11 protein-coding genes and 1 riboswitch are annotated in these 11,744 nt (G+C 65.9%); of the genes, 3 read left to right on the top strand and 8 right to left on the bottom strand.

Annotated elements, in window-relative coordinates; all coding sequences use genetic code 11:
- Together V7Q53_RS17535 and V7Q53_RS17530 are read right to left on the bottom strand one after the other, a co-directional pair.
- Positions 1 to 265 (bottom strand): DUF6446 family protein (locus V7Q53_RS17535; RefSeq protein WP_333830020.1); only part of this gene is annotated, 265 nt, incomplete at its 3' end.
- Positions 262 to 1,200, bottom strand: a complete 939-nt coding sequence (locus V7Q53_RS17530) for a glycine--tRNA ligase subunit alpha (RefSeq protein ID WP_333830019.1) — start codon at positions 1,198 to 1,200, stop codon at positions 262 to 264. The genes V7Q53_RS17535 and V7Q53_RS17530, both read right to left, overlap by 4 nt.
- Positions 1,201 to 1,491: 291 nt before the next feature.
- On the opposite strand from V7Q53_RS17530, the gene V7Q53_RS17525 reads away from it, so the two are divergent.
- Positions 1,492 to 3,276 (top strand): trypsin-like peptidase domain-containing protein, encoded by a 1,785-nt coding sequence (locus tag V7Q53_RS17525; RefSeq protein WP_333830018.1) that lies wholly within the window; start codon positions 1,492 to 1,494, stop codon positions 3,274 to 3,276.
- A gap of 61 nt (positions 3,277 to 3,337) precedes the next feature.
- Here V7Q53_RS17525 and V7Q53_RS17520 read toward each other — a convergent pair whose 3' ends face one another.
- From V7Q53_RS17520 to metZ, 5 genes are all read right to left on the bottom strand, one after another.
- A complete protein-coding gene (locus tag V7Q53_RS17520; RefSeq protein ID WP_333830017.1) occupies positions 3,338 to 3,817 on the bottom strand; it encodes a DUF1203 domain-containing protein in 480 nt (159 codons plus the stop codon).
- Between the two features lie 76 nt (positions 3,818 to 3,893).
- Complete coding sequence (locus tag V7Q53_RS17515) at positions 3,894 to 5,342, bottom strand: TrkH family potassium uptake protein (RefSeq protein ID WP_333830016.1); 1,449 nt, start codon at positions 5,340 to 5,342, stop codon at positions 3,894 to 3,896.
- 45 nt (positions 5,343 to 5,387) lie between these two features.
- A complete protein-coding gene (locus tag V7Q53_RS17510) occupies positions 5,388 to 6,359 on the bottom strand; it encodes a 1-phosphofructokinase family hexose kinase (RefSeq protein WP_333830015.1) in 972 nt (323 codons plus the stop codon).
- A 71-nt stretch (positions 6,360 to 6,430) separates the two neighbouring features.
- Positions 6,431 to 7,546, bottom strand: a complete 1,116-nt coding sequence (gene folE2, locus V7Q53_RS17505) for a GTP cyclohydrolase FolE2 (protein WP_333830014.1) — start codon at positions 7,544 to 7,546, stop codon at positions 6,431 to 6,433.
- A gap of 114 nt (positions 7,547 to 7,660) precedes the next feature.
- Positions 7,661 to 8,860 (bottom strand): O-succinylhomoserine sulfhydrylase, encoded by a 1,200-nt coding sequence (gene metZ, locus V7Q53_RS17500; protein ID WP_333830013.1) that lies wholly within the window; start codon positions 8,858 to 8,860, stop codon positions 7,661 to 7,663.
- A gap of 58 nt (positions 8,861 to 8,918) precedes the next feature.
- A riboswitch (SAM riboswitch) is annotated at positions 8,919 to 8,997 on the bottom strand.
- A gap of 188 nt (positions 8,998 to 9,185) precedes the next feature.
- Here metZ and V7Q53_RS17495 point away from each other — a divergent pair.
- Positions 9,186 to 9,602 carry a hypothetical protein gene (locus V7Q53_RS17495; RefSeq protein ID WP_333830012.1) on the top strand — a complete coding sequence of 139 codons (417 nt, stop codon included), beginning with the start codon at positions 9,186 to 9,188 and terminating at the stop codon, positions 9,600 to 9,602.
- Positions 9,603 to 9,895: 293 nt separating this feature from the next.
- Positions 9,896 to 10,951, top strand: coding sequence for a hypothetical protein (locus tag V7Q53_RS17490; protein ID WP_333830011.1), 1,056 nt, complete (start codon positions 9,896 to 9,898; stop codon positions 10,949 to 10,951).
- Here the strand turns inward: V7Q53_RS17490 and V7Q53_RS17485 are convergent.
- Positions 10,924 to 11,607, bottom strand: a complete 684-nt coding sequence (locus V7Q53_RS17485) for an inner membrane-spanning protein YciB (RefSeq protein ID WP_333830010.1) — start codon at positions 11,605 to 11,607, stop codon at positions 10,924 to 10,926. The genes V7Q53_RS17490 and V7Q53_RS17485 overlap by 28 nt on opposite strands.
- Positions 11,608 to 11,744 lie beyond the last annotated feature (137 nt).

Raw genomic sequence — 11,744 nt, 5'->3', positions numbered from 1 at the left:
GGGGCTGGGGGGCGGGATGGGGGATCAGCGTGGCGGGCGCATCGGGCACCTGAAAGCAGGCCCGGTAGCGCAGGGGCGAGCTGTCGGCATCAATCCCCTCGAAACCGGCGATGGTCAGGCGGGTGGCGCCGTCCGGCAATTCAGCCATCAGGCTGGTCTGCGGCGCCAGCCGGTCATAAAAGGCATAAACCTGAAGGTAATACATGCCGATACCGCCGGTCAGCCCGGCAAGCACCAGCGCCAGCGCGGCGATGCGGCCCTTCATGCGATGCCCGCCGCCGCATCCGAACCCGCCTCTGTCGTCACAAAGGCATCGGCGCATTTCTTCGCCAGCGCCCGGACCCGGCCGATATAGGCCTGCCGCTCGGTCACCGAAATCACGCCGCGCGCGTCCAGCAGGTTGAACAGGTGGCTGGCCTTGATGCATTGGTCATAGGCCGGATGCGCCATGACAATGCGCCGCCCCGCGCTGTCGGTTTCGGGGGCGGCGAGGATACGCTCGCATTCGGCCTCGGCATCCTTGAAATGCTCGAACAGCAGGCCGGTATCGGCCTGATCGAAATTCCAGCGCGAATATTCCTGCTCGGTCTGGCGGAAGATATCGCCATAGGTGAGCGGGATGGGCGCGGAAGGGTCGTTGAAGGGCATGTCCATCACATGGTCCACACCCAGCACATACATCGCCAGCCGCTCCAGCCCATAGGTCAACTCGCCCGAGACCGGCTTGCAGTCATGCCCGCCGACCTGTTGGAAATAGGTGAACTGCGACACTTCCATCCCGTCGCACCATACTTCCCAGCCCAGCCCCCAGGCGCCCAAGGTGGGGCTTTCCCAGTCATCCTCGACAAAGCGGATATCGTGGAGGCTGTCATCCACGCCGATGGCGCGCAGCGATCCCAGATACAGCGCCTGCAGGTCAGGCGGCGAGGGTTTGATGATCACCTGAAACTGGTAGTAATGCTGCATTCGGTTGGGGTTTTCGCCGTAGCGCCCGTCGGTGGGCCGGCGCGACGGCTGCACATAGGCCGCCGCCCAGGGGCGCATTCCCAGCGCGCGCAGGGTGGTGGCGGGGTGAAAGGTGCCCGCGCCCACCTCCATGTCATAGGGTTGCAGCACGGCGCAGCCTTTTGCGGCCCAGTAGGCCTGAAGCCGCAGGATGATCTCCTGAAAGCTGCGGGGTTTGTCGGTGCCGTGGCTCATGCGCTGCCTCTGGTTTTTCGTGGCGGTGTCGCGTTCCGGGGCGGTGTCGCGGGGTCTTCGGCCTCAATAGGCAAGCGCCACGCCATGGTCAACGCCGCGCGCTCTGTCACTCAGGGGCAGGAGTTGTGTAAAAAACGCACATACCGGGGAAGCAGCCCTCTACTATCCCAGTTTTTATCTATATTCAGGCAACAAGCCTGTTACCCTCGGGCGCCAGAATCGAGAAATCCAGCCACAACGCATGGGATAGCCGTGAACAATCGACCAGCAAGCGTGTTTTTTTCCGCCGTGATGTTTCTTTTTCTTTTTCCTGCGGCCCTTTTTGCGCAGGTCACCCATTGGGTGCAGATTGAGGCCCATGCAACTCTGCGCACCGCCGAGGATTTCGCCGCCCGCTATGAGGCTGATATCGGCGGCGTGGCCGGGTTCCGGCTTTCGGGCGGGTGGTATGCGCTGGCTGTCGGGCCTTTCGAAACCCCGGAAGAGGCTGAGTCCGTGCGCCAGCAATTGCTGGTCCGCCGGGTGATCCGCCCTGACGCCTATGTCACCGACGCGCGCATCTACGGCCAGCAGTTCTGGCCCGCGGGCGGCATGGCGCAGACCGCGCCGCTGACCGTGACACCGTCGCGGCCCGGACCGGCGGCTGATCCCGCGCCTGAGGCGACGGCCGAGCCTGCACCGGAACCTACCCCGGAACCCGCACCCGAAACAGCCGCCGCGCCCGAACCCGTCGTTCAGGAACTGCCGGAAGAAACGCTGGCCGAGGCCCGCGCCAATGACAACCGGCTGACCCGCGATGAGCGCGCCGAGATTCAGACCGCGCTGCAATGGTTCGGCCATTACACTCAGGCCATCGACGCCGCTTTCGGCCCCGGCACGCGCAATGCGATCGGCGAATGGCAGGCGGCGCAGGGCCATGAGCCCACAGGCTTTCTGACCACCCGCCAGCGCATGGCGCTTCTGGGCGGCTATGACGAGGCGCTGGCGCGCTACAGCTTCGCCCCCGTGCGCGATGACCGCGCCGGGGTCGAGGTGACGCTGCCGCAGGGCATGGTAGCCTTTGACCGCTATGAAAGCCCGTTCGTGCATTTCGACGAGGTCAACAACAGCGGCATCCGCCTGCTTCTGATCAGTCAGGAGGGCACGCAATCCACGCTTTTCGGTCTTTATGAGATCATGCAGACGCTGGAGGTGATCCCGCTTGAAGGCACGCGCGAGCGGCGCAACAACAGCTTTCTGATCACCGGCCAGTCCGCGAACACGCGCGCCCACGCCACCGCAAGCCTGCAAGGCGGCGCGATCAAGGGCTATGTCCTGCTGTGGGAGGCCCGCGCCGATGACGATGCTCAGGGCGTTCTGGAAACGCTCGAGGCATCCTTCCGCCCTGTCGCGGGTGTGCTGGGTGGTAATGCGGGCGCCTCGGCCTCCAGCGTGTCGCGCAGCGATCTGCTGGCAGGGCTTGAGGTCCGGCGCCCCGTGCGCTCGCGCTCGGGCTTCTTTGTCGATGCGGTGGGCACGGTCGTCACCACCGCCGAAGCCGTTGAGGGCTGTGGCCGGGTAACGATTGACGAGGCCTATATGGCCGATGTCCGCGTGGTGGACAGCGAGAACGGCATCGCCGTTCTGGCCCCGCGTGACCCGCTGGTGCCGCTGGCCTATGCGCAGTTCGCAGCGCTTGAGCCGCGGGTGGATACCGATATCCGCGTCTCGGGCTTTTCCTATCAGGATACGCTCAGCCGCCCCATCCTGACCTTCGGGCGCCTGTCCGAGATGCAGGGCCTGAACGGTGAGGCCGCGCTGCGCCGTCTGTCGGTCAGCGTGCAGCCGGGGGATTCCGGCGGCCCGGTCTTTGACGGCAATGGCGCGGTCATGGGCATGCTGCTGCCCCGCATGGAGCAGAACAACCGCGTGTTGCCCGATGACATCCATTTCGCCGTCTCCGGCGGCGCCATCATGAATGCGCTGGATGAGGCCGGTCTGCGCGGCACCCTGAGCCGCGAGAATGCCTCGATGCCTGCCGAAATTCTGACCCGGGTATCGGCGGATCTGACGGTTCTGGTATCCTGCTGGAACTGAAACCGGGAAACTGAGCCTTAGCAACAAGCGCGCGCCCCGTCAAAGGGCGCGCGCCTGCGTTTCAGCCCCGCTCTGCCCGCACATGAAAGCAGTTGTTGCTGGCCGAGCGGATATGCACAAAGGCCACATCCGCACGCGCCAGCAGCCCGGCGCAGGCCTCGATGATCGCGCCCGTCGCCACCACGGCCCCCGTGCCATAGATGATCCGCTCGTCAGCGCTGGAGCCGCGCACGATATACTGCGGTGAGGTCAGGAAAGCGGGCAGCTCCGGCCCCGGCACCGGCCCGTGCTCTGACCCGGCCCCTTCGGTGGCGGAGACAAAGATCGGCCCCGTCTCAGTATAGGGGTTCAGCCCGTCAAAAGGCCGGTGCGCGACGATCAGATAGGGCTCGCCCCGGGGCACCAGCCGCAGGCTGTGGCGGCAGGGAATGGTGCTGCCGTCGGATATCCGCCGCTCAGGCGGCAGGCCATTGGCATCAAGGCCGCCCCGGCGGTAATGGGCGGCGGTGGCGTCGGACAGGGGGATGAAGACAGGGCGCATGAAACCTCGGCTGGTTGTGAGGCCCCCACCCTGCCCCGCAACCCGGCCCCGGCGCGACCCGGAAGCTGCGCAATGCTCAGGCGCGCCAGAACCGTGGCAGCAGCAGCACCAGAACCGCCACCATCTCAAGGCGCCCCAGCAACATGCCCGCCATCATCAGCCATTTCACCGTGTCCGAAAACTGATCCACCGCGCCGCTTTCGCCCACGCCATGGCCATAAACCGGCCCGATATTGCAGATCGCCGTCCACGAAGCGGTGATCGCCGCGCGCATCTCCAGCCCGTTCAGCGACAGAAGGATCGTCAGCACCCCGAAGCCCAGCACAAAGGCCGTGAACATCACGATGACCGACGAAATCACCTCACTATCCACGCGCCGCCCGTCGATATGCACCAGCGCCACGCGGTTGGGATGGACGAGCTGGCGCAACTGCGACTTGATCGCCTCGAACAGCACCAGAAAGCGGAATACCTTGATCGAGCAGCCGGTGGAGGCCGTGCAGGCGCCGATGAACCCCACCACAATCACCACCAGCAGGGGAAACCCACCCCAGGATGACACATCGGCAGTGCCGAACCCGGTGCCCGAAAACAGCGAAACGGTGTTGAACGCGCTTTCGCGCAGCACCCGCTCCACAGCGACCTCGCCCTGCCAGAACCGATAGGCGGCAATCATGGCGATCGCATACAGCGTCCAGCGCAGATAGGCGCGCGCCTGCACATCGCGCATCAGCGGCGTCACCGATCCGTTGACAAGCTGCACATAGCGGATGAAGGGCAACCCCGACAGCCACATCAGCGCGGTGCAGGCGTATTGCGCCGCTGCCGGGAATTCGGAAAACGAGGCATCGCGCGTTGAATAGCCGCCGGTGGCGATGGTGGTCAGCGCATGGTTGATCGCATCGAACGGCCCCATGCCGGACAGCACGAAGGCAATCGCCGCGACCACGGTCAGACCGACATAAACCTGGATCAGCATCAGCGAGATATCCGCCGCGCGGGGCAGAACCTTGCCCATCGTATCGAACCCTTCGGAGCGGAAATGCTGCATCCCGCCCACCTTCATCACCGGCAGGAACACCAGCGCCACAATCACAATCCCCAGCCCGCCCAGCCATTGCAGGATCGAGCGCCACAGCAGAATGCCCGCCTCTTTCTCATCCAGCCCCACCATGACCGTGGTGCCCGTGGTCGTCATGCCGGACATCGATTCAAACATGGCGTCGGTCAGGTCAAAGCTCACCTCGCCCAGATAGAGCGGCAGCGCGCCAAAAGCGGGCAGGACAACCCATGTCAGCGTGGTCAGAAGGAACGACTGGCGCAGCGTCAGCGAGGTGCCAAGGCTGTTGGCCGTGGCCAGCGCCAGACCGAAGCCGGAAAGCGATGTGACAAAGGCCGAAGACAGGAAGATGCGCCAGCTTTCCTCACCCATCGTCAGATCGACAATGGCCGGAACCAGCATCGTCAGCCCCAGCACGACGAGCAGCAGACCAAGAATGTGAACGACCGGGCGGAAATCAGGCATGACGGAAAGCCTTGGCGGGGGCGCGACGCGCTGTCAAGCGGCGGATCAGGGGCGGGTGATGACGCAGCCTTGCACCAGCCGCTCGGCATCGTCCCGGCGGCACAGGGCGCTGGCGCCGGTCATCACCGCCGCAGCCGCCGCCGCCGTGGCCCGGCGCAGCGCCCCGGCGATATCATCGCCCTGCGCCAGCGCCAGGACAAGCGCGCCGGTAAAGCTGTCGCCTGCGCCGGTCTTGCTTTGCACCGGCACTTCGGGCGGGCGGCAATGCAGCCGCTGCCGCGCGCCCGCCAGCACCGAGCCATCGGCGCCCCGCGCCAGCACCACCACCTGCGCGACCCCGCGCGCCACCAGTTCCCCGGCGAAATCCAGACTGTCGGCGGGGGTGGGAAGCGCGCGGCCCGCAGCCTCTTCGGCCTCGGCCTGATCCATGCGCAGGCACCACGGCGCCGGGCTGTGGCCGCCCGCAACCAGATGCTGCAGCGCGCTGCCGGAGGTATCGACGACCAGCCGTGCCCCGCTGTCCGTCAGGCGCGCGGCAAGCTGAAGGGCGAAATCATCGGCCACGCCGGGCGGCTGGCTGCCGCTCAGCACCACCCAGCCGCCCGGTGCAGCGGCAGCGGCGATCCGGGCCAGCAGATCATCGCTCAGCGCTGCCGCCCATTGCGGGCCGGGCAGGATGAAGCGGTATTGCTGGCCGTCGCGCCGGTCGGTCACAGACAGGCTTTGCCGTGTCTCGCCGGGCAGCGCGAAGGGCAGCAGGTCCAGCCCTGCCCCGGTGATCATTTCGGCCATCCGCGCGCCCGTCACCCCACCCAGCGCCGCCAGCACCCGTGCCTGCCCGCCCAGTATATCAATTGCCCGCGCAACATTGATCCCGCCCCCGCCCGGTTCAAATACCGGGGCAGAGAGGCGCAGCTTTGGCCCGGGCACCACCTGCGGCGCGTCGGCAGACAGGTCCAGCGCCGGGTTCAGCGTGACGGTCAGGATTGCGGGCTGGGTGGCGGGCGTTTCAGGCATGAGCGGGCGCGGCTTTCACAAGGAAGAACCGCGCCAGCATAGGCCCCTTCACGGGCAACGAAAAGCGCTGCCTAGCCGGTATGGATCAGGCTGGCGAACAGCTTCGGGTCCAGGCTGTCGGCGGCGAAGGTCGGCCCCTCGGTCAGCACGCTGACGGCATCATGGCTGTGCAGGCTTTCCTGATGGCTCGCGACAACCCGGAAATCGCCGATCCGCGCATCCGCCTGCAACCCGGCGCAGAACAGCCGCGCGGCATCTTCCACAAAGATCGGATTGGCCGCGTTGAGTTCGGCAAAGGCCTGCTCATCCTCGCGCTTGACCATGACCTGCGTCTCGGTAGGCACGGCAGCGCGGCAGATCTCGATCAGATCCTCAAACCACAGCACCGCGCCCGGCAACACCTCCACCGAGATCCGCGCGACCGAGCGTTGCGAATGCGGCGTGGCCAGTTGGCCGCGCCCGTAGCGCGCATGTTCGCTCAGTTCCAGCGAACAGGGGCAGGTTGACGAATAGACATAGTCCAGATGCATGAACCGCCGCCGGGTGCCGCCCTGATCCGCCAGTTCCAGCGCGATGTCGTAATATTGCCAGCCCCAAAGCCCGGAGCGCAGGCTGCCCACCTTCATCGGAAACGAGAACCGCATCTGGATACGCGCATCGAAGCTTTCCAGATCGGCCTTGTAATCCTCCAGCGCGGCCTCGATCACGCCAAAGCTGAAGCATTTTTCGGCATGCTGATAGAAGCTGCGCATGATCCGGCTCATGTTGATGCCCTTCTTGTCGGCATCAAGGCTGACCGTGCCGGTCACGCTGGTCTGAAGGGTCACATCCCCGGCGCCCGCCGCATCCGAATCGCGGGTACGGAACCGGATGGGCAACCGGAAGTTGGAAATACCGACATGCTGAATTTCGCGGCGCGCGCCACGGATCAGGCTGGCGGGGCCGTTCTGCAGGTCCGGCATGGTGCGGCGATAGGCGATATCGGGCGCAAAATCGGCCGGATAATCGCGCCGGAACAGCGGATAGGCCGGGTCAGGCTGGCCTGGCAGAAGGCGCGCAACCGCAGGTTCCAGCGCGGCGATCTCGGTGTCAGAGGCCCGCCCGGCCCAGGCGCGCAGCAGGGCAAGCGCCGCTTCGGCCTCGGCCAGGCTGGGTTCGCGGTCGATGACCGGCAGTTGGATATTCATTAAGCGCCCTCCGATCAACAGCGCGGGCCACAGGCCCCCGCGAACAGGCTTGCCCCTAAGGTAACCATTTCGCCCGCACTTTCAAAGGTTCTACGCGCAGGCATCTGAAACGGATCACCCCTTGCTGCAAGCCAGGCCCGCCAGCAGATCTTCCAGCAGATCCCCCGCATCTTCCAGCCCCACGCTGAGCCGGATCAGCCCGGGCGTGATACCCAGAAGCACTTTCTGATCCTCCGGCAGGCGCTGGTGGGTGGTGGTGGCCGGATGGGTGGCAATCGTGCGCGCATCGCCCAGGTTGTTGGAAATCAACACGATTTCCAGCGCATTCATGAACCGGAACGCGGCCTCTTTCCCGCCCTTGATGTCAAAGGCGATGACCGTGCCGCCGCCGCCCGCCTGATCCATGGCCAGCGCATGCTGCGGATGGCTGGCAAGGCCGGGATAGAGCACGCGCGACAGTGCCGCATGCCCCTCCAGCGCTTCGGCCAGTTGATGCGCGGCTGCGGCCTGCGCGCGCACCCGCAGGTCCATCGTGGTCAGGCCGTTCAGCAGCACCCAGGCGTTGAACGGGCTCATCGCGCCGCCGGTATGCTTCATATAGGGCTCAAGCGTGCCGCGGATGAAATCGCGCGTGCCGCAGACCACGCCACCCAGACAGCGCCCCTGCCCGTCGATATGCTTGGTGGCAGAGTAGACGATTACGTCGACCCCCAGTTCCACCGCGCGGCTGAAAACCGGCGTGGCAAAGACATTGTCCACCACCACCAGCGCACCTGCCGCATGGGCCATGTCCGCCACCGCGCGCAGGTCGATCACCTCCAGCGTGGGGTTCGAGACGCTTTCAAGGAACACCGCCTTTGTGCCGGGCCGGATGGCCGCGCGCCACTGCGCCAGATCGGTGCCGTCAACGAAACTGACTTCAACGCCGAAGCGCGCCAGCACCTCTTCCAGCACATAAAGGCATGATCCGAACAGCGCGCGGGCTGAAACCACATGGTCCCCGGCCCGCAGCATCGCGGTCAGCGCGCCCGAAACCGCCGCCATGCCGCTCGCGGTGGCGAAAGCATCCTCAGCTCCTTCAAGCGCGGCGATCCGGTCCTCAAAGGCCGCGACCGTGGGGTTGCCGTAGCGCGCATAGATGAATTCGTCAGTGCCGGTCTTGATGAAACGGGCCTCGGCGGCCTCGGCGCTGGGATAGGCGAAACCCTGCGTCAGATAGATCGCCTCGGCCATTTCGCCGTACTGGCTCCGCCGCGCGCCTGCATGAACGGCTTTGGTGCGGGCCTTCCAGCCTGCGGTTTTGTCATGTGTCATGAAACTTCTCCTGCGGCCGGGCCGCGTTGACTGACACCGGCAGGAGCGCCCCTGCATATTCGACAGGGGCCGCGCCTCTTTAGCGGAGTTTTTTTCCCGTGGTCCGCAAGCCAGCACAAATCCCCACGTATGAGCGCGCCTTACGCCAGGATGGGTGCGCAGGTCAATCCGCCAGCCCGGTCTGGCGGCGAAAACGGCGCAAAAAATCCACGCTGGCGGGTGACTTGACGTGAAATCGTGCCGAACCTGCCAAGGAATCGCCCAGATTGGCGCGCAGCCTGCGTCCACGCCCCCTCCTGTTCTCAAGCACAAGAAGAGCGATCCGATGCACGCGCAGACCCTTCCCGCCCCAGCCCTCGGTGCCGCCCGGCGTGCCCTGACCGGCGCGCTGGTGATGGGCCTTGCCTGCCTCTATGCGCCCGCCCTTCCGGTAGTCGCGCAGACGCAGGCCACCACCGTGGCGCATGCCTCGCTGCCTGAGGGGCTGCAACTGCTGGCCGGTGAGCGTGAGCGGGTTCAGGAAGCGCTGCGCAGCATGGCGCCGGACATGCTGTATCTTACCTTCGCGCGCATCCATGCGGCCTTTCGTCAGCAGATCGGGCGCGATGACCTGCGCCTTGCCCGCGCGCTGATCGACTATGCGGCGCTGGCCGAAAGCGAACTGGCCGCGCGGGGGCTGGAACGCCCTGACGCCACCGAAAGCGCAAGCGAGATGCTGCGGCTGTATGAACTGGTTCTTTAAGCCGGGCCACGTTCAGCGCTGACCCTGCGACTGCCGTTCAACGGGCGATAAGCCGGTTTCCTTGCCCTCCTCACTGCCACAAGAAAATCCTTCAGGCGCGCTGCCTGCGGGACCGGTAAAATTGGCGACAATTGCCGCGCAAACGTCTGTATTGGCGCGCCTTTCCCACACAATTCGGCCCCGAATCGACGCCACCCTGTCATGGTCAGGGAGGCGGCCTGCGCAAAGGCGTTTCGCACCGCCGCACCGCCCCGGTCACCACAACAGGATTCGCCCTTGCCCGGAGCACGGCCATGCCGCTTTTGCAGATCACCGCCCGAAAGACCGGCCTGACCCTGCCGCCGCTTTCCGGGGTGCCGGTGCAAGACACGGCCCCCCTGTCGCCCGAAAAGGCCATCGCCGCCGCACTGGCAGCGCTGCCGCCCGATGCGCCGGTGGTGGTGCTGGTCCATGGCCGCGGCTATGCGCCCGGCATCCCCGGAAAAGACCCGCACAGCCTGATTTTCGCGCCCCACCCCCTGCGCCCTGAACCGCGCTTTCTGTCATGGCCGCGCCGCCTGGGCTTTGCCCTGCCGGGTGCCAACCACAGGGTGGCGGCGCGCGGGCTGTGCATCGGTTTTGGCTGGGAGGGGCGCGGCGATATCTGGACGGCCACGCGCAACGCCGACCGCGCGGCGCAGATGCTGGCGCGGCTGGCGCAGATGATCCGGCGCGCCGCGCCGGGCAGGTCGATTGACCTGATCGGCCATTCGCTGGGCGCGCGGGTGATTCTGGGCGCGGTGCCGCTTCTGGGCGAAGGGGCGTTGGGGCGCTTGTTCCTGCTTGCCGGGGCCGATTTCGCCAGCCGCGCCGAGGCCGCGCTGGCCACCCCTGCCGGGCGCGGGGCCGAGTTCTTCAACATCACGTCGCGCGAAAACGATCTCTATGACCTGCTCTATGAGCGCAGCCAGTTCCCGCTGCGCGGTGCCCCCGCCATCGGGCGCGGCCTTCCGGGCCGGGCGCAGAACTGGGTTGATATCCAGATCGACAATGACCTGACCCGCGCCCGCCTGGCCGCGCTGGGTTTCGCCCTGCCCCCGCCCCGGCTGCGCATCTGTCACTGGAGCGTGTATCTCCGCCCCGGCATCTTCCGCCTCTACCGCGCGCTTCTGCATGACCGCCAGCGCCTGACACTGGCGCAACTGCGTTCCTGCCTTGATCATCCGGGCGACGGGCGCTGGTCGCGCCTGCTCAGCCCGCCTTCCCCCCGCCTTGCCCTTGCCCGCAGCGCGGCGGCGGGGCGACAGGGGGACATCGCCTCAGAGGTCAGGTCAGGCCGCGCTCAGCCCTCGCCCGGCTCCTGCCAATAGGCTTCGATCAGGCGGAAATTGCCCATCAGAAAGGCGAACATGACCCCCATCTGACCAAAGGTATCCCAGATCACATAGACATCCGTGGAGAAATTGCGCCAGATCACCTCATTGGCGGCGGCAAAGGCGAGAAAGAACCACGCCATCCGCTTTGTCAGGATCATCCAGCCCTCATGGCTGATCGGCAGGGCGCCTTCCAGCACATAGGCGAGCCATGACTGGCCGCGCCACAGGCCGATCCACAAAAGCAGGCTGAACAGGCCGAAGACAAAGGTGCTCTTCATCTTGAAGAACCGCTCGTCGTTCAGCGCCACCGTCACGCCGCCCAGAACCACCACCAGCACCAGCGTCGCCACCTGCATCCGCGACAGCTTGCCGGTCAGCCGCTTCAGGGTCAGCGCCGAGGCCAGCTGCAGCGGCGTGAACACCACGATCGCCACGATGAACCCGGCATATTCCCGCCCGCCCAGAACCACGACCGCATCGCGCATCCAGAAGTAGACCGCCACGAAAACCACCAGCGGCCCGAACTCCAGCACCTGTCGCAGCCACAGCGGGGTCTTCGGCGCGACAATGACGGCAGGTCTGGCGGCAGCAGGCTTTTCGTCAGCCTTCAGCGCGGGTTCATCAGGGGGCGGATCATGCGGCAGGGTCATGCGGTCTCCGGGGTTTTCACCCCTCTCCCTTGCCCCGCGGGTCACGCTTTGACAAGCGACAAGCGCACCCGGAAGCGCCGATTTCACCCGGATATGCGCAGATTATCGTGATCAATCCGGGTTGACTATCAAGGCAA

The organism is Pararhodobacter sp. (assembly GCF_036802785.1).
In the GTDB taxonomy this organism is placed as follows: domain Bacteria; phylum Pseudomonadota; class Alphaproteobacteria; order Rhodobacterales; family Rhodobacteraceae; genus Pararhodobacter.
The sequence above is the reverse complement of the archived record's forward strand: the minus strand, read 5'-3'. Positions and strand labels throughout refer to the sequence as shown.

Bases quoted from the DNA above. Each gene is read 5' to 3' on its own strand.
- V7Q53_RS17495 (WP_333830012.1), top strand. From the start codon at position 9,186: ATGCACGCGCAGACCCTTCCCGCCCCAGCCCTCGGTGCCGCCCGGCGT.
- V7Q53_RS17525 (WP_333830018.1), top strand. From the start codon at position 1,492: ATGTTTCTTTTTCTTTTTCCTGCGGCCCTTTTTGCGCAGGTCACCCAT.
- V7Q53_RS17515 (WP_333830016.1), bottom strand. From the start codon at position 5,342: ATGCCTGATTTCCGCCCGGTCGTTCACATTCTTGGTCTGCTGCTCGTC.
- V7Q53_RS17485 (WP_333830010.1), bottom strand. From the start codon at position 11,607: ATGACCCTGCCGCATGATCCGCCCCCTGATGAACCCGCGCTGAAGGCT.
- V7Q53_RS17520 (WP_333830017.1), bottom strand. From the start codon at position 3,817: ATGCGCCCTGTCTTCATCCCCCTGTCCGACGCCACCGCCGCCCATTAC.
- V7Q53_RS17530 (WP_333830019.1), bottom strand. From the start codon at position 1,200: ATGAGCCACGGCACCGACAAACCCCGCAGCTTTCAGGAGATCATCCTG.
- V7Q53_RS17510 (WP_333830015.1), bottom strand. From the start codon at position 6,359: ATGCCTGAAACGCCCGCCACCCAGCCCGCAATCCTGACCGTCACGCTG.
- V7Q53_RS17490 (WP_333830011.1), top strand. From the start codon at position 9,896: ATGCCGCTTTTGCAGATCACCGCCCGAAAGACCGGCCTGACCCTGCCG.
- folE2 (WP_333830014.1), bottom strand. From the start codon at position 7,546: ATGAATATCCAACTGCCGGTCATCGACCGCGAACCCAGCCTGGCCGAG.
- metZ (WP_333830013.1), bottom strand. From the start codon at position 8,860: ATGACACATGACAAAACCGCAGGCTGGAAGGCCCGCACCAAAGCCGTT.